Here is a 16,614-nt window from a genome sequence, read left to right as displayed (position 1 = left end):
AGTCATCCACACTGCCTTCCGGCTCGAACGGGAGGCTTGCGCGGGATGTTGGTCGTGGAGACGGTCGCAAAGATCCGCCGCGCGTACTTCGTGCAGCAGAAGCCGATCAAGCAGATCTGCCGGGAGCTGAGGGTCTCGCGCAAGGTCGTGCGCAAGGTCATCCGCTCCGAGGCGACGGCGTTCCGGTACACCCGCGCCATCCAACCTGCTCGAAGCTCGGATCGTGGCGGGACGAGCTTGACCGAATGCTCCTGGCGAACGCCAGCAAGGCGCGGCGCGAGCGACTGACGCTGACGCGTGTCTACGAGGCCTTGCGCGATCTCGGCTACGAGGGCGGCTACGACACGGTGCGCCGCTACGCCAAGGGCTGGAAGCGCGAGCGCACCGCGGTCACAGCCCAGGCGTTCGTGCCACTCTCCTTCGCGCCGGGCGAGGCCTACCAGTTCGACTGGAGCCACGAGACGGTGCTGATCGGCGGCACGACCACAGAGATCAAGGTCGCCCACGTCCGGCTCTGCCACGCGCGCATGCCGTTCGTGCGGGCTTACCCGCGCGAGAGCCAGGAGATGGTGTTCGACGCCCACGACCGGGCGTTCGCCTTCTTCCGCGGCGCCTGCCAGCGCGGGATCTACGACAACATGAAGACCGCCGTGGACGCGATCTTCGTCGGACGTGAGCGCGCCTACAATCGCCGCTTCCTGCAGATGTGCTCGCACTACCTCGTCGAGCCGGTGGCCTGCACACCGGCCTCGGGCTGGGAGAAGGGGCAGGTCGAGAACCAGGTCGGACTGGTGCGCGAGCGTCTGTTCACGCCACGCATCCGGGTGAGGAGCTACGACGAGTTGAACGCCCTGCTGCTCGACGGGGTGATCGCCTACGCCAAGGCCCACACGCATCCCGAGCAGCCCGACCGGACCGTGTGGCAGGCCTTCGAGGCCGAGCGGGCAGCCCTAGTCCCCTACGCCGGCCGCTTCGACGGCTTCCATGCCGTGCCAGCGGCCGTGTCCTCGACCTGCTTGGTTCGCTTCGACAACAACCGGTACTCGGTCACAGCCTCTGCCCTCGGGCGGCCGGTCGAGGTGCGCGCCTATGCTGAGCGCGTGGAGATCCGTCAGGACGGGCGCATCGTCGGCGAGCATGCCCGCGGCTTCGGTCGCAACCAGACGGTGTTCGATCCCTGGCACTACGTCCCCGTGCTCGCCCGCAAGCCCGGTGCGCTCAGGAACGGCGCGCCATTCAAGGACTGGGTTCTGCCTGCCGCCCTCGACCGGATCCGACGCAAGCTCGCCGGCTCTGCCGATGGCGACCGGCAGATGGTCGAGATCCTCACTGCCGTGCTGCGCGACGGGCTGAGCGCGGTCGAGGCCGCCTGCGCCGAGGCGCTACGTGAGGGCGTGCACTCGGCCGACGTCGTGCTCAACATCCTCGCCCGTCAGCGCGAGCCCACTGCACCCGTCACCATCCTGACGCCCGAGAGCCTGCGGCTGCGCCATGAGCCGGTCGCCGATTGTGCCCGCTACGACAGCCTGAGGAGAGCCCCATGATGGAACGTCAGGACATCCTCGCCACCATGGGCGAGCTGAAGCTGTTCGGGATGAAGGCGGCCTACGACGAGATCATCAAGGTCGCGCTCAAGCGCACCCACGAGCCTCAACAGGTCGTCGGCGACCTGCTCCAGGCCGAGATCAGCGAGAAGCAGGCGCGCTCGATCCGCTACCAGATGACGATCGCCAAGCTGCCCCTGGCCAAGGACATCGCCGAGTTCGCCTTCGCCGACACGCCGATCAACGAGGGGCTGGTGCGCGACCTCGCTGGCGGCGAGTTCCTGGCCCATCAGCGCAACGTCGTGCTGGTCGGCGGCACCGGCACCGGCAAGACGCACCTGGCCATCGCCATCGTGCGAGCGTGTATCCGGGACGGGAAGCGCGGCCGGTTCTACAACGTGGTCGACCTCGTCAACCGGCTCGAAGCCGAGGTGCGTGCCGGCCGGCAGGGCCGCATCGCCGACCATCTCATGCGGCTCGACTTTGTGGTGCTGGACGAACTCGGCTACCTGCCGTTTGCGCAGTCAGGCGGCCAGTTGCTGTTCCATCTGATCAGCAAGCTCTACGAGACCACCTCGATCGTGGTGACCACCAATCTTGCCTTCGGCGAGTGGCCGAGCGTGTTCGCTGGCGACGCCAAAATGACCACGGCGCTGCTCGACCGGCTCACCCATCACTGTGAGATCGCCGAGACCGGCAATGAGAGCTGGCGCTTCAAGAACCGCGCCTGAGGCCAGCGCCTACGACGCCAAAGCTGGACGTCGGATCAGTTCAGCCGCGCCGTACCCAGCTTGCGAAGGGGTCCCAATTGCACGCCGATCCGGGGTCCCGTTCCAACGCTTTTTGACACGCACAGAATCCTGTTCGCCTCGCCGTCGGTGAAATCCCGGTCGCGAAGGAGGGGCTTATCCGGCACCGCGACGACGATGCCTGAAGCTGGATTCGTTTCGAGATGGCCGTTCGCCACCGCCCAGTTCATGAGGGCCTTCGTCGCGGCGATGTGGGCATCGCGGACGGTACGAGGTTCTCGGCCGGAGGCGAGCAGATCGCGCTTCCAGGCGATGAGGTCTCCACGAGTGACCAGAGCGAGATCGTCGGTGCCGATGGCTTCCTCAAGCGCGGTCAGGACGCCCGCCCAGCGCTTGATGGTGGACGGCGCGAGCTTCGCCTCGGCCGCGTAGGCCTCGAAGGTCGGACGCCAAGGAACGGATCCCGTCGGCGCCGACGGAACGGATGCGATGCTCGAGGGCGCGGACGCGACCCGACCGGAGTCGTTTCCGAAGGGACGGGTATCGGACCGATGCCGATCGGAAGGAACCTCCGTTCCGCCTCCGGGCGCACCTTCCGGCGGCGCGACGGCTGCCGCCAATCGCCTCAGAAGCTCCCACCGCTCGTCGATCTCGACGGCGGCTCGAAGGTACCGCGTCCTGGCGAGAGCCGGCTCCTTCGTTCCGAGCGTCCTACGCTCCTCGCACCTTCCGAGCAGAGGCTGCAGTTCCTTCGGCACCCGGCGTCGGAACCAGTACATGCCTGTCTTCGGATGGCGCCACGGGCGGGCGAATGGTAGCGGCATGGTGTGTACCACCTTTGTGTACCACCGCGACGGCCGCAAGCATCTGAGATGCCTTAACTTTCTTCCGGATCAAGGGCTTAGGGAAGGAGTGGCGGAGGGGGGGATTCGAACCCCCGATGCCCTTGCAGGCATGCCGCATTTCGAGTGCGGTGCATTCAACCGCTCTGCCACCTCTCCGCAAGGTGCCTCGATGAGACGGGCGGTGCCTAGCACGCGGGATCGGGCTTCACAAGCGATCTAAAGCGCGGCGGTGAGGGATCAGACCACCACGGTGATCGCCTGCGCCGCCCGGGTCAGGCCCGTGTAGAGCCAGCGCGCCCGGTGCTCGCGAAACGCGTAGGATTCGTCGAACAGCGTCACCCGATCCCACTGCGACCCCTGAGCCTTGTGCACCGTCAGCGCGTAGCCGTAGGTGAACTCGTCGGTCTCCCGGCGCAGGAACAGCGGGATCTCCTCGTCCGTGCCGGAGATCATCGCGCGCAGCACCTTGATGTCGGTGGGCTTCCGGCGGAGCGCCGGGTCGTCCTCTGGCACCACATCGAGGCGGATCAGGTCAGGCCGCGGCGGCGCGCGCAGGGCCTGCACGGTCCAGGTCGAGCCGTTGAGCAGACCCTTCACCCGATCGTTGCGCAGGCAGACCAGCTTCTCGCCGATGGCCGGCATCGGATCGGTGTGGCCGGCGAGCTCCCGGAGCCGGGCGTTGTAGAGGCGGCGCGTCTTGTTGAGTCCGACCAGCACCTGGTCGCATTCGAGCACCTCGGCCGGATCGAGGGCGCGGCGCGACACCACGCGGCTCTGCCCGTAGCTGCCGAGCTCCAGCCGCCCGCCCTCGCGGATGGTCATCGCCATGCGGACGATCGGGTCGTCCTTGGCCTGCCGGTGGACCTCGGTGAGCATCACGTCGGGCTCCGCCTCGGTGAAGAAGCCGCCGCCGCGCACCGGCGGCAGCTGCGCCGGGTCGCCCAGAACCAGAACCGGCCGCTCGAACGACAGCAGGTCGTTGCCGAGGTCGGAATCGACCATCGAGCACTCGTCGATGATGATCAGGTCCGCCTTGGCGGCCGGGCCCGAGCGGTTCAGCGTGAAGGTCGGCCCGCCCTCCTCCGCCTCCTTGGTGCGGTAGATCAGCGAGTGGATCGTGGCGGCGTCGTAGCAGCCCTTCTGGCGCATCACCGAGGCGGCCTTGCCGGTGAAGGCGCCGTAGACCACTGTGCCGTCGACATCCTCAGCGATGCGGCGGGCGAGCGTGGTCTTGCCGGTGCCGGCATAGCCGAACAGGCGGAACACCTGGGACCCGCCGTCCCGCCGCCACGCGGCGATCGCCTTCAGCGCCGCATCCTGCTGCGGGGCGTAGGCAGCCGGCAGGCCCGCGCTCACGGCCAGCGCACGGTCGGCGGCATCGAGGACAGGATCGACGCGACGTTGCCGCCGGTCTTCAGGCCGAAGATCGTGCCCCGGTCGTAGAGCAGGTTGAACTCGACGTAGCGACCGCGCCGCACCTGCTGCTCGTGACGGTCCGTCTCGGTCCAGGGCGTGCCGAGATTGTCGCGCACGATCCTCGGGTAGGCCTCCAGGAAGGCGCGGCCCACGTCGCGGGTATAGGCGAGGTCGGCCTGCGGATTCCCGCTCCAGAGATAATCGTAGAAGATTCCGCCGATGCCGCGCGGCTCGTTCCGATGCTTGAGGTGGAAATACTCGTCGCACCACGCCTTGTAGCGGGCGTGATCGATGCCGTGGGCCGCGCAGGCGCGCTCCAGGCAGGCGTGGAAGTGGCGGCTGTCCGGATCGTCCTGGTTGCGGCGCCGCTCCAGGACCGGGGTGAGATCGGCGCCGCCGCCGAACCACGCCCGCGTCGTCGCGACGAACCGGGTGTTCATGTGCACCGTCGGCACGTGCGGGTTCCACGGATGGGCGATCAGCGAGATGCCGGTGGCGAAGAAGCGCGGGTCCTCGGCCGCGCCGGGCATCTGCGCGCGGAATTCCGGCGCGAACTCGCCGTGCACCGTGGAGATGTGCACGCCCGCCTTCTCGAACACGCGGCCCCGCAGCATCGCCATGACGCCGCCGCCGCCCGGCCGTCCGGTATGGTCGGTCCGGTTCCACGGGGTCTTCTCGAAGACACCGGGGCTCTCCGGCGCGTCCGGATGGAACGGGCCCGCCGCCTCCGCCTCGAGGGCCTCGAAAGCCGCCAGGATCCGGTCGCGCAGGCTTTCGAACCACGCGGCGGCCTCGGATTTCATGGCCGTGACATCGGCCTCGGAGGGAGGCGCAGCCAGGGCTGCGCGCGCGTCGTCCGGCATCGTCATGGACGAGGCTTTCCCACTGCGCCGCGCCGGCGTCAATTCGCTTCCCGCCGGATGCCGGCGCGCAGGCCGCTAACGCGCCGTCGGCGGCTCGCCCACTGGCTTCAGCAGACCGGTGGCGCTGGCCACCAGCTCGCCGGCCGCATCGCGGATCTCGGCCTCGCAGAAGATCACGGAGCGGCCCGCCCGGGTGACGCGGCCTTCCGCGAGCAGGACGTCGCGGCCCGGGGCGAGGAAGCGGGTCTGCATATCGAGGGTGACCACGGGCCGGCCGGCCCGCAGACGGGCTGCGGTGCCGAGGGCGACGTCCAACAGGGTGCAGATCACGCCGCCATGGGCGATGCCGAGATTGTTGGCATGCTCCGGCCGGAGCGCCAGACGCAGCCGCGTCCGGCCGTCCCGCACATCGAGCGCCTCGATCCCGCAGAACCGCACGAAGGGGATGTGGGCGCCGAAGACGGTGTCGGGCTCCGATTGCTGGTTCACGCCGATGGCTCCGGATCTCTCCCTGGGGGACCCGTTATGGCCCAGGCCCGCACACTTGCCCACGCGTCGCCCGCGACATTGTCCGAGCCGTCTCCGCGAGACTTGGCGGCGGCCGCGCATGCAGAGGGACGCGTCCCGCAGGACATCGCCGGAGACTTCGCGCTTCTTGTCAGACGGGAAACGCTGTTTGCAGACGAAGGCACCTGCCGGGGTTCGATGCCAGCCAGAGGGGGAGGCGTCGAGAGGCGCCAGCGCGTGCAAGTGTGCCAGCTGGGGCCTGGATTTCTCAGGCTACGATTTCAGCTCCACCGTCGGCTTGAATAATATGCGTGTTCACGACCTGAGCCTTGTGCAGGGAAATGCTCGGCGACGACTTGATTTTGTTGCAAAGACGATAGAACCGTAGGACCACCGTCAGATAGAGGGAATCATCGATGGACGACAACGCCACTGAACAGCAGCAGACCTTTATCGAGCAGGCATCGGACATCGTATCGGCCTATGTCTCGAACAACTCCGTTCCGATCAGCGAGCTGCCGGTCTTCTCGCCGGTGTCCACGCGGCTCTGACGAAGCTGTCCGCCCCCGCGGCGACCGTCACCGAGACGGCCGACAAGCCGACGCCGGCCCAGATCCGCAAGTCGGTGACCCCGGATGCGCTGATCTCCTTCATCGACGGAAAGCCGTACAAGACGCTCAAGCGCCATCTGTCGCGCAACGGTCTGACGATCGAGCAGTATCGCGAGCGCTTCGGGCTGCCGCGGGACTACCCGTCGACGGCCGCCAGCTATTCCGCCCAGCGCTCGGAACTCGCGCGCAGCCTCGGCCTCGGCCAGCAGCGCCGCAAATCCGCCGCGCCGGCAGAGGAGCCCGTCGAGCCGGTTGCCGAGAAGCCGAAGCGCGCGAGCCGTCCGCGCAAGGCCAAGGAAACGGCCTGACGCCAAGCGCCGGCTCTCCATCGCGAGCCGGCTCTACGGATCTCGAACGGCACGCGGCCCGCGTGCCGTTCCCGTCAGGCGAAATCCGCGAGGTCGTCGGCCACGTCCCCGGCGGCGATCTCCGTCTCGGCCTTCTCGCGCTCGACCCCGTCGCGCTCGCTCCGGTCCTCGGACCGGCGATCCGGTTGTGCCGTCTCCGACGCCTGCGCGTCGCCCTGTCCGTCCGGAGATCGATCCGGTACCCGCCCCGCCATGCTGCGCTCCCCCCGACCCCGCGGCTGCAGAGCAATGCCCCACGCGCCCGGCGCGTTCCGGGCTGTGTCAGGAGCGGCGCGGTTTCGCGCGCCCGGAGAGAAAAACGCGAAACATCCCCATTGCCTGATGGGATGCCGCCGGGAACGCCGTCGGCAGCAGGGATGGAACGCACGATGACGGACACGCAAACCCGGGTGGAGACGAGCCGGCGCGACCTGCTCGCGGCCTCGCTCATCGGAACGTTACCCTTGCTCCTGGCCGCCGGCGCCGAGGCCAGCCCGCTCAATCCGGAGCAGACCATCATCCGCGCGCCCGACGACCTCCCGTGGGTGCCGTCGAAGGGCTATCCCGAGCGCAGCGTCGACCGCTGCACTCTCACGGGCGACATCAACGGCAGCGGTCTCTACTATACCTTGATCCGCTGGTGGCCGGGCTACATGAGCGCGCCGCACACTTACACCACGGCTCGGTTCTGCATGGTCCTGGCCGGCACGTGGTGGTGCAACAGCGGGGCGGATTTCGATCCGGCCGCCTGCGTGCCCGTGAAGGCGGGAAGCTTCGTCCGCCGGGTTGCGGGAACGCCGCATTATGACGGCGTCGTCCGCGACGGCACCGAGCCTGCGGTCATCGCCATCTGCGGCATGGCACCGGTCAATTACAGGCTGGTCGACCCGTCGCAGCCGGGCTGGCGCCGGGTCTGAGGGTGACCGATCATCCGGTCCCGCGTTGAACGGCCGGAGCTTTTCGATCGGGAGCGGGATTTGGGCAATCGCTACGGGCTGGAGATCCGCGCGGCGACGGGCCCCGACGCCGCGGGCCTCGCAGCCCTGCTGGGCGAGGCGGGCGTCGCGGTTGGGGCAGCCGATCTCGCGATCCGGCTCGACGACCTGCAACGCAACGGCGGCACCGCCCTCGTCGCCGTCGAGTGGGGGCCGCCGAGCGGCCTCGTGGCGCTCGCGCCGGTCCGCACGCTCGACGCGCCGCGGCCGTCCGGCCTCATCACCACCCTCGTGGTCGCCGCCGAGTCCCGGCGCAATGGCATCGGCCGGATCCTGCTGAAGGCGGCCGGGCGCGCGGCACGGCAGGCCGGCTGCGACCGGCTGCTGCTCACCGTCGGCCCGACCCAGGACGACCTGCGCGCCTTCTGCGCCGCCGCCGGCTTCACCGAGGAGGGTCGAACCCTCGCGCGTCCGTTGCTGAAGCGCGGATCCGGCGACGCCTGAGGCCCGCGACATCCTGACCGCAGCCGACGACGGTTCCGGGCGTTGACGGAGACACGCTGGAGCCCCGCCGATGACGCTGCGATCCGAGACCCCACCGCCACCCGCGAACCTGCCCGTCGATCCGCCGCCGGATTCGGACGCGCCGACCACTGCCCAGCTCAAGGGTGACATCGACAGCGGCCGCACGGCCGACAAGACCCCGCACATGGATGTCGGCGCCGCCCCGCTCGGGACCTGCGAGGAGGCCGGCGGCACACCCCCGACCTCGCAGGAGGTCCGGCTCGCACGGCGGAACGAGCGGGCGCCCTCCGAGAAGGCCGCCAAAGGCTACGTGCACCAGCGGCAGCCCTGGGTCCTTCCGGCCTATGCCGGCTTCATCGTGCTGGCCGCGGTGGCGCTCGGCGTCGGGCTCTGGCTGACGCATTGAGGCCGCGATCGCAGCACCGCAGCGCGACGCGCGCGGCGATCCTAATCGCTGGAACCGGCGTGGCGATCGTCGCCTTCACGGCCTGATCCTGTGGGCCCACACCGAGGCCCCGGCGGGCTATACGGCGCCGGCCCGGGTGACCAGCTCGCGCAGGGTCCGGCCCGAAACCTCGCCGGTGATCGGCAGCTTGGCGCTGCGCTCGAACTTCTCGATCGCGGCCCGCGTGCCCGGGCCCATCGCGCCGTCGGCCTTGATCGGATAGCCGAGCTTCGACAGCGCCTTCTGGGCCCGCAGGACCGGATCCGTCTCCTTCTCGGACTTGGCCGTCTTCGACGCCTCCTTCGGGGCTTCCTTGGACGCTGGCTTAGCGGCGGCGCGCGGCGGCGATCCTTTCGGGGTCACCGAGGCCGTGGTCTCGTCCGCATGGATCAGCTCGCCGATCGCGTCCCGGCTCGCTGGCTTGGCCGGAATCGCCGTGGCCGCCCGGTCGGGCTCGGGGCGGACCGGATCCCGCGCGACGTCCCGGACGGGCTCCTTCGCGGCCGGGGCCGCCTCACGCGGCGGCGCCTTCTGGGCCAGCTTGGGCAGGATCGGCGCGGGATGGCGCCCGGCCTGATAGCCGAGGGCGTTGACGCAGACGAAGGCCGCCGCGCCCACGGCCACGAGGCTGCCCAGCACGGTGCCGGGGCTGGTCCGGCAGGTCGTACCCGCCGCCTTCAGCGCCCCCATGAGAACGGCGCGCCAGTCGCCCTGGGCGGCGGCCCGGCGCGGGGCGGGGCGGCGGGCGCGGCCGACTTCACCCGGGATGGCGATCTCGCGGTAGCCTGACATCCTATCTCCTTCCGGGGGACCTTGGGCTCAAGCGGTGCGGCGCAGGGCCGGGCCGGCGGGCGCCGCGGCGGGACCGGGCTCCGCGTCGAACAGGCCGAGGGGCAGGCGCACCACGCGGCGGGACGGCGCAGCGCCCCGGACGGACGTGCGGACCGGGGCGGGGCCGGGTGCGGCCAGCGGTCGGCACACGAGGGGCAGCGTCACGGTCACGGCGGTGCCGACCTGCGGAGCGCTCTCGATGAGCAGCGCGCCGCCGTGCAGGCCGACCAGGCCCTGAACCACCGAGAGGCCGAGTCCGGTTCCCTCGTGCTGGCGCTTGTAGTCGCCGCCACCCGCCTGGAAGAACGGGGTGCCGAGCTTGGGCAGGTCGTCCGCGCCGATCCCGGCGCCGGTATCGGCCACGACGATCTCCAGGCTGTCCGCGCGGCGGCGCAGGGACAGCTCGACCCGGCCGCCCCGCGGGGTGAACTTCACGGCGTTCGACAGGAGATTGATCAGAATCTGTCGGCACGCGCCGGGATCGGCGGTGATCTCCACCGGCCCCGCCGCCGAGACCGCGAGCGTGACGCCGGCCGCTTCGGCCTTGAGGCGCATCAGGTCGCAGCAGCCCTGGAGCAGCGCTGCGATGTCGAAGCTCTCGGGCGCGTAATCGAAGTTGCCGCTCTGAATCCGGCTCATGTCGAGGAGCGTGTTGACGACGCCGAGCAGATGATGGCCCGAGGCGCCGATGATCCCGGCATATTCCCGCGCCTGGTCCGGGCTGAGGCTGACGGCGCCTTCGCCCGCCAGGACCTCGGAGAAGCCGATGATCGCGTTGAGCGGCGTGCGCAGCTCATGGGTGACGTTGGCGAGGAAGCGCCCCTTGATCGCGTCCGCCCGCTCGGCCTCGGCGCGGGCACGCTCCAGCTCCTCGGCGTGGCGATGATGCTCGGTCATGTCGCGGGTTACCGCCACCACCGCCATGGCGGTGTCGTGGGACCCGTTCTCGATCCGATGGGCGCGCATCTCGGCATGGATCAGGCGCGCGCCGTCGGGCCGGTCGGCCTGCGCCTCGACATGCAGCCGCAGCGGCAAGGTCGCGGGGCGCCCGGTGGCGGCGACATCGCTGACGGCCTTGAGGAAGGCCGGCCGGTCGGCCACGTGAACCCGCTCCAGCAATCCGTGGCCGCGCAGCCGCGCCGGCTCGCTGCCGAGGAGCCGCGTCGCCGAGACCGAGGCCTCCAGCACGCGGCCGTTGCGGTCGTGCCAGGTCACGAGATCGTCGATCGCCGAGAGCAGCAGCCGGTCGCGCGCCTCGTTGTCGCGCAGGCGGTCGCGCCACGCGCCCTCGTTGCGCATGTGCTCCAGGGCCTGGGCGGCGACGTGGCCGATCGCCGTGATGGCGAAGGCCGGCAGGGCGAGGCTCGCCGAGATGTCCATGACCGGCAGGGTATCGGTCCAGGCGCCGAGGCCCACCACTGCCAGAACGCCGAGGATCGCCATCACGGCCGCCGCGGCGGTCGCGCGCAGGGAGCCGGAGACCAGCGCCTCGAGGGGGATCGCCACGAGCCAGACCGAGGCCGGCGAAGCGACACCGCCGGTGACGCTCGCCAGGGCGACCACGATGCCGGTCAGGCCCGCCGAGGAGACGGCGTGCGCCAGCCAAAGGGATCCCGTGCGGGCGAGCAGCACGGCGGCCAGAACCGGCAGCAGCAGGCTCGCGATCGCCAGCACCTCGATGCCCGAGGGCACGCCGCGCCAGAGCAGGTAGGGCGGCAGCCCGGCCATCATCACGGCGCCGGTGGCGAGGCGCGACACCAGGAAACGCTGGTGGCGGGACTGGGCGGCCGCGTTGTCGGCCACGGATTCGTGGACGAGACCCGCGAGGCGGTCGCCGATCAAGGAAGTCAGGACTTTCTGAATGGGCAAGGCTGGCACGCGTCGCGTTGGATACGTTTTGCGCATCCGTCGCGCCTCCGGTTCGACTTCGAACGACTTCCGGACGGTCGCAGAGCCGGCTTAAACGAGTGTTGCGGGAGATATCCGAATGAACAGGATGCTTTCCGCAAGGTAACCAGCCGCTCTGCGGCAAGATTTGTTCACCATCGCGCGGGAAAGCCCGAGCCGGTTGAGGGCCGGTTCACGAAACCTGTCGAAATCTCGCGCTCGACACCGAGCGGAGGAGTCGACCCATGACCGTCCTGCTGCGCGCCGCGCTGGTGATCGGCGTGCTCTCGTACTTGGCGCTGCTGCGCAACGGCGCCGATCCGGCCGCCGAGGCCCGCAAGGCCGCGGGCGCCTTGCCGAGCGCCCAGGCCGTGCTTCCGGCAGCGCTCGACGCGGTGCCGTCCGAGACCCGCGAGCGCGCGGTCCGCGCCGTGCTAGCCCGCGGCCTGATGGCCGAGCTGAGCCGCCGCGCCGCGGAGCCGCCGGCTTCGACCGACACCCTGGAGGCGGCCGACCGGCAGCCGGCCTGGCGGGGTATCGAGCCCCGCTGAGGACGGCCCGTCAGCCCGTCTCGCCGCCGCTCGCCGAGCGCACGCGGATCGGCAGCGGCGTGCGCGGCGCGGCGGTGCGCTCGGCACCCTGGCGCAGCTTGGCTTCGGGACCGTGCAGCGGCTGGTGTGCCTCGCTCCGCCCGCGCTCGGTGAACGGCCGGTCGAGGATCGCCGCGACGAGGTCCCGGGACGCCGGTCGGCTGACGGTCCGGAACAGCCGGACGAGGGCGGCCACCCGTTCCGCCGAGCGCGCCACGCCCTGGTTCAGGGTGAGGAAGATGTAGACCGCCTCTTCCTCGTGTAGGCCGGCGGCGCGCAGGCCGAGGGTCAGGAGATCGTAGCGAGCCCCCGGATCGGCGACCACGGTGAGGAAGTCGCGGGGTAGGCCGAGCCCGTCCGCCAGGGCGGCCATGAAGGCGGGCACGTCCTGGGCGCCCGAGAGCCGGGTCAGGTCCTCGCCCAGGCCGCGGGGCGGCGGCGGGCAGGGACGCAGGGCCGCGGTCGCCTCGACCGTCCGGCCGATCACGTCGCGGCGGATCGGGTCGGCATGCAGGTAGAGGGGCACGAGGTCGGCAGCCGAGACGTCGGGGCGCACCAGGAGCAGCTTGGCCAGGTCGGGATCGCCGCGGCCGCGGCCCACGAGCCGGGCGAGCGTCGCCCCGCGCAGGGTGATGCCGAGATTGGCGGCCAGGGCCCGGTCGATCTCCGGGCGGCCCTCCCGGGAGAGCTCGTCCACGACCTCGCGGTTCAGGCCGGCCCGGGCCGCGATGCGAGCGGCGAGGTCCGACCCATCCGCGAGGGCCGCCTCGATCAGGCGATGGCTCAAGGTCGGGGCCAGTTCCACCACCGCGTCGCGGGCGCCGCCGCCCCGGAGCGCCAGGGCCTCCAGCACCGCCGGGGGCGTCTCGGGGCAAGGGGCGAGCTTGCCCGCGACCACACGGGCGGTCTCCTCATCCACCGTGGGGATCAGGCCGCAGGCCAGGGACTCGAAGATCTCGACCTCCGTCCGGTCCCGGCCCGGTGCCCGGACGAACAGGTCGGTCTGCACCCGGAGGATCACCGGCTTGAGATCGAGATTCTCGATGCGGGACAGTTCGAGGAGCCCGGACAGGTCCGGCGGAGCATCGACGGATGGGGGCATGGAGGATCGGTTTACGCAGGACTGCAGTAAGGCCACGCTAACCGCATCGACGTGAATCGACCTTTAAGCCGCTCCGCGCGGACCCGTGCCGTCCTGCATCAAAGCGGTGCAGCCTCGGCGGCGGGGGCGGGAGCGATCGGGGCTTGTAGGCTCCGGTCTTCGGTTCCGGCACGGCCTGTCTCGGCAGAGCGCTATCCTGGCCGGGAGAGACGGCCGCGCCGGTCCCGGACGCGGACCCCGTCACGGCCCGGTTGGCAGCGTCCGGGCCCGGTCACGGCCAGCACGGCGCGTCGACCGGCACCGTCGCGAACCATGTCGCGCGCCGCGACGACCGCCCCATCTCCCATCCCTCCCCTCGTCCTGAGGTGCGGGTGGGATGACCCGACCCCACGCCACGTCCCGTATCCGGCCGTCGTGCACCCCACCGTGATCGGGAACAGCGCGAGCCGTCATGGCGATGGATCGGGGCCGACGAGCCCCTCGCCGTCCGGGCTGACCGCGACTCCACCGTGCTGACGGTTGCGCGGCCTGTCGGGCTGGTAGGCGGCGTGCCCTCGTCGTGATCCGAATGGCCGGTACCCCCACAGGCCGATCGGATCCGCCCCAGCGATCAGGGGAGCGGGTCGAGCGGTCTGCAAAAATCCCGGGCGCACCGGGATTAAAGCACATTCCGATCCGTATGTCTTATTTTACCAGTGTCCAGACATGTTGTCGCAGGTCGAAGTGTGACTTTCCCGGAATTTACCCCCCCCACTCGATTGCAAACACCAGTTTTTGGATTCCGATGTGACTTTGCAGAGACATCGTGCCCGGACATTTATGGGTAGCTTGCTGCCGATCAGTATTCGGGGAGCCACTTGCAGATGAAGACGTCTCTGGCCGTGTTGGCCACGTTCGCCGCCATGACGGCCACCGCCTCAGCCGCCGACCTGCCGCGTCGCGCGGCCCCGCCGCCGGTCTTCACGCCCGTGCCGGTGTTCACGTGGAGCGGCGCCTATTTCGGCGTCAACGCCGGCTACGCCTACACCGAGTCGGACACGATCCGGACCGTCGGCATCGGCACCCTGCAGAACAACGTGAACAACCTGCTCCGCAGCCCGGCGGTCCGCCTGCCGCAGGACGGCTTCACCGCCGGTGGCAGGTGGGTTACAATTATCAATTCACGCCCGGATCCGGCATCGTCCTCGGCGTCGAGGCCGACGCCCAGTACATGGATCTCCAGCGCACCGGCGTGCAGTCGATCTTCCGTCCGGCATTCAATCCCAACGTCCTGACCAACACCTATCGGACGGATCTCAGCTTCCTCGGGACCGTGCGCGGGCGCGTCGGCTACGCCTTCGACCGCGTCTTCGTGTACGGCACCGGCGGCTTCGCCTACGGCGACGTGACCCAGCGCGTCGGATTCCAGACCGGCGCGCCGCTGACCTACTTCGGCAGCCGGTCGCGGCTGGACACCGGATACGCCTACGGCGGCGGCATCGAGTACGCGCTGCCGACCGACTCCGTCCTGAACTTCTTCCGCTCCAGCGCGGTGACTCTCAAGGCCGAATACCTGCGCTACGATCTCGGAAGCCACAATCTGCTCGTCGGCTCCGTCGGCGGCCCGGGTATCGGCTACATCTCCCGGTTCCGCACCGAAGGCGGCATCGCGCGCGCCGGCCTGAACTTCAAGTTCGGGTCGTACTAGCAAGACGCGCAGCTGAACCCGGCCTCCGTGCCAAGGTGCCCGCGGCCTCCGGGCGAGGAACTGATCCTCCTCGTCACGCTTCAGCCGCGGGGATTGTGGCAACTTGATTTGACCTTCGCGGCCCAAGCGGCACCACAGTGTCGGCGAGGTCGATGACACCCTGGACGCGCGAGCGACCAGGGTGCTTCTTTGCGTCTGGCTGTCTCATACCGATCGAGAACACATCCAACAGGCGGCTGGCCCGGTTGAATGGGCACAACGAAGATCGGGCCGCCGAGCCGGGACCTCACATCTTCATCCCTGACGCCGCCGATTGTGCCCGGGGTCGGACGCGGCGCCGGATCTCCGGTCGCTGCCCCGGTATCTTTCCAGTCACGAAAAGTGGGCTAAAGCAGCGTTGGGGAGGGCGCCCGACACAGGACGCCTCAAGGTTTTGCGGGGAGCCATCTTGGCCGACGACGCCACGCTGCGCCGGCTGCTTGCTGGGATCGGCCGAGGTGAGGCGGACCAGCTTGCCGAACTCTACGATCTCACGAGCCCGAAACTTTACGGGCTGATCCTGCGTATCCAGCGCGACCGGGCCCTGGCCGAGGACGTGCTCCAGGACGTCTACATGCGGATCTGGCAGGCGGCCGGCACCTACAGGCCGGACGCCGGCCCGCCGATGCCCTGGCTGATCGCGATCGCACGCAACCGCTCCATCGACAGCGTGCGCCGGAAAGTCGAGGTTCAGGGGCCGGAACTGGAGAGCGGCGAGGATTGGGTGGCACGGCTGATCGACCCGCATGACGAGGCGGTCGCGTTCCAGAACCGCGATGCCCTCGCAGCTTGCCTCGGCCGGCTTGATCCGCGCCACAGGGATTGCGTGGTGCTGGCGTATTGCGAGGGGCGCTCGCGTGAGGAACTGGCCCGCCGGTTCGACTGCCCCGTCAATACCATCAAGACCTGGCTGCATCGCGCGCTGGCCGCTTTGAAGACCTGCCTGGAGGTCGTGTCGTGACCGGACCGGGCGGACCAGACCCCGACGATCCCGACCTGCGCGCGGCGGAGTACGTGCTGGGAACGCTCGACGCCCAGGAACGCGAAGCCGTGGAGCGCGCAGCCGCCGGCGATCCGGCCGCACGGGCGCGGATCCGGGCCTGGGAACAGCGCCTCGGTCCCCTGGCCGAGGTGGTCCCCGCCGAGACGCCGCCGCCGCGTGTGCGCGCCGCGTTGTTGCGGGCGTTGCCGCGATCGGGCCACGCAGACGCCGGTCAGATCGCGGCTCTTCGCGCTCAGCTCCGGCGGTGGCGGATCGCCGCCGGCGGAGCCGGGTTGCTGGCCGCCGGGCTTGCCCTGTTCGTCGTGGTGGGGCCGTCGCTGACGCCGTCCGGCGGCCGCTACCTCGCCGTGGTGCAGGGCGGCGGCACGGTGCCGGCGCTGATCGTCCGTGTGGACCTCGGCACCGGCATCGCGCAGGTGAGACCCGTCAACGCCGAGGCACCCGCGGATCGCAGCCTGGAGCTCTGGTACGTCGGCGCGCAGGGGCCGAGGCCGCTCGGCCTCGTCGGTACCGGACAGAGCGGTGAGGCTGCCGACGGGGACCGCACCGGATGGGGTGCTCGCCGTCTCGGTAGAGCCGCCCGGCGGTTCGCCGACCGGCCAGCCCACCGGCCCTGTGGTCTATACCGGCAAGCTTCTCGCGGACTGACACGATGTCGGCGCGCCGCCGGCTCGTCCTGGGCGGGATC

General features: G+C 70.1%; 15 protein-coding genes, 1 tRNA gene and 3 pseudogenes. 10 read left to right on the top strand and 9 right to left on the bottom strand.

Translation table 11 applies throughout. From position 1 onward, the window contains the following. Nucleotides 1-45: 45 nt before the first annotated feature. Nucleotides 46-1,538: pseudogene (istA, locus tag M6G65_RS26925) on the top strand (IS21 family transposase); the annotation flags it as partial. A gap of 5 nt (nt 1,539-1,543) precedes the next feature. Then, nucleotides 1,544-2,275, top strand: coding sequence for an IS21-like element helper ATPase IstB (gene istB / locus M6G65_RS26920; RefSeq protein WP_250104292.1), 732 nt, complete (start codon nt 1,544-1,546; stop codon nt 2,273-2,275). A 35-nt stretch (nt 2,276-2,310) separates the two neighbouring features. Here the strand turns inward: istB and M6G65_RS26915 are convergent, their stop codons facing one another. The 5 genes from M6G65_RS26915 to M6G65_RS26895 all read right to left on the bottom strand — a co-directional run bounded on the left by M6G65_RS26915 (nt 2,311) and on the right by M6G65_RS26895 (nt 5,906). Further along, on the bottom strand, nt 2,311-3,072 hold the full coding sequence (locus M6G65_RS26915) for a DUF6538 domain-containing protein (RefSeq protein WP_250103100.1): 762 nt from the start codon (nt 3,070-3,072) through the stop codon (nt 2,311-2,313). A 134-nt stretch (nt 3,073-3,206) separates the two neighbouring features. Next, nucleotides 3,207-3,294 (bottom strand) — tRNA-Ser (locus tag M6G65_RS26910). 81 nt (nt 3,295-3,375) lie between these two features. Next, nucleotides 3,376-4,494, bottom strand: a complete 1,119-nt coding sequence (locus M6G65_RS26905) for an ATP-dependent DNA helicase (protein ID WP_192711334.1) — start codon at nt 4,492-4,494, stop codon at nt 3,376-3,378. Further along, nucleotides 4,491-5,423 (bottom strand): oxygen-dependent coproporphyrinogen oxidase, encoded by a 933-nt coding sequence (gene hemF, locus M6G65_RS26900; protein WP_238199791.1) that lies wholly within the window; start codon nt 5,421-5,423, stop codon nt 4,491-4,493. Before hemF ends, M6G65_RS26905 begins: the two co-directional genes overlap by 4 nt. A 69-nt stretch (nt 5,424-5,492) precedes the next feature. Next, the gene (locus tag M6G65_RS26895; RefSeq protein WP_238199790.1) at nt 5,493-5,906 is read right to left on the bottom strand and encodes a PaaI family thioesterase; all 414 of its coding nucleotides are present in this window, start codon (nt 5,904-5,906) and stop codon (nt 5,493-5,495) included. Between the two features lie 434 nt (nt 5,907-6,340). Here M6G65_RS26895 and M6G65_RS26890 point away from each other — a divergent pair. Next, nucleotides 6,341-6,843: pseudogene (locus M6G65_RS26890) on the top strand (Ros/MucR family transcriptional regulator). 74 nt (nt 6,844-6,917) lie between these two features. On the opposite strand, the gene M6G65_RS26885 reads toward M6G65_RS26890, so the two are convergent. Then, nucleotides 6,918-7,097, bottom strand: a complete 180-nt coding sequence (locus M6G65_RS26885; protein ID WP_238199788.1) for a hypothetical protein — start codon at nt 7,095-7,097, stop codon at nt 6,918-6,920. 174 nt (nt 7,098-7,271) lie between these two features. Here M6G65_RS26885 and M6G65_RS26880 point away from each other — a divergent pair, with 174 nt between their 5' ends. The 3 genes from M6G65_RS26880 to M6G65_RS26870 all read left to right on the top strand — a co-directional run bounded on the left by M6G65_RS26880 (nt 7,272) and on the right by M6G65_RS26870 (nt 8,748). After that, on the top strand, nt 7,272-7,799 hold the full coding sequence (locus M6G65_RS26880) for a cupin domain-containing protein (protein ID WP_238199787.1): 528 nt from the start codon (nt 7,272-7,274) through the stop codon (nt 7,797-7,799). A gap of 60 nt (nt 7,800-7,859) precedes the next feature. Further along, nucleotides 7,860-8,321, top strand: coding sequence for a GNAT family N-acetyltransferase (locus tag M6G65_RS26875; RefSeq protein WP_238199785.1), 462 nt, complete (start codon nt 7,860-7,862; stop codon nt 8,319-8,321). A 70-nt stretch (nt 8,322-8,391) separates the two neighbouring features. Next, nucleotides 8,392-8,748, top strand: coding sequence for a hypothetical protein (locus M6G65_RS26870; RefSeq protein ID WP_238199783.1), 357 nt, complete (start codon nt 8,392-8,394; stop codon nt 8,746-8,748). Nucleotides 8,749-8,865: 117 nt separating this feature from the next. On the opposite strand, the gene M6G65_RS26865 is transcribed toward M6G65_RS26870, so the two are convergent. After that, entirely contained in the window at nt 8,866-9,579 is a 714-nt protein-coding gene (locus M6G65_RS26865; protein ID WP_238199781.1) for a peptidoglycan-binding domain-containing protein, read from the bottom strand. Nucleotides 9,580-9,606: 27 nt separating this feature from the next. Beyond that, on the bottom strand, nt 9,607-11,496 hold the full coding sequence (locus M6G65_RS26860; RefSeq protein WP_430929514.1) for a sensor histidine kinase: 1,890 nt from the start codon (nt 11,494-11,496) through the stop codon (nt 9,607-9,609). A 254-nt stretch (nt 11,497-11,750) separates the two neighbouring features. Here M6G65_RS26860 and M6G65_RS26855 point away from each other — a divergent pair, with 254 nt between their 5' ends. Continuing rightward, nucleotides 11,751-12,056 (top strand): hypothetical protein, encoded by a 306-nt coding sequence (locus M6G65_RS26855; RefSeq protein WP_192711344.1) that lies wholly within the window; start codon nt 11,751-11,753, stop codon nt 12,054-12,056. A 10-nt stretch (nt 12,057-12,066) separates the two neighbouring features. Here the strand turns inward: M6G65_RS26855 and M6G65_RS26850 are convergent, their stop codons facing one another. Further along, nucleotides 12,067-13,197, bottom strand: a complete 1,131-nt coding sequence (locus M6G65_RS26850) for a DUF2336 domain-containing protein (RefSeq protein ID WP_238199779.1) — start codon at nt 13,195-13,197, stop codon at nt 12,067-12,069. Between the two features lie 863 nt (nt 13,198-14,060). Between M6G65_RS26850 and M6G65_RS26845 the strand changes: the two are divergent. From M6G65_RS26845 to M6G65_RS33805, 3 genes and pseudogenes are all read left to right on the top strand, one after another. Further along, nucleotides 14,061-14,884 (top strand): annotated as a pseudogene (locus tag M6G65_RS26845) (outer membrane protein). A 448-nt stretch (nt 14,885-15,332) separates the two neighbouring features. Beyond that, nucleotides 15,333-15,884 carry a sigma-70 family RNA polymerase sigma factor gene (locus M6G65_RS26840; protein WP_238199777.1) on the top strand — a complete coding sequence of 184 codons (552 nt, stop codon included), beginning with the start codon at nt 15,333-15,335 and terminating at the stop codon, nt 15,882-15,884. Nucleotides 15,885-16,448: 564 nt separating this feature from the next. After that, complete coding sequence (locus M6G65_RS33805; RefSeq protein ID WP_347710463.1) at nt 16,449-16,574, top strand: hypothetical protein; 126 nt, start codon at nt 16,449-16,451, stop codon at nt 16,572-16,574. The last annotated feature ends 40 nt before the right edge of the window (nt 16,575-16,614 follow it).

This window comes from Methylobacterium tardum, assembly GCF_023546765.1.
Taxonomy (GTDB): Bacteria; Pseudomonadota; Alphaproteobacteria; order Rhizobiales; family Beijerinckiaceae; genus Methylobacterium; species Methylobacterium tardum.
The sequence above is the reverse complement of the archived record's forward strand: the minus strand, read 5'-3'. Positions and strand labels throughout refer to the sequence as shown.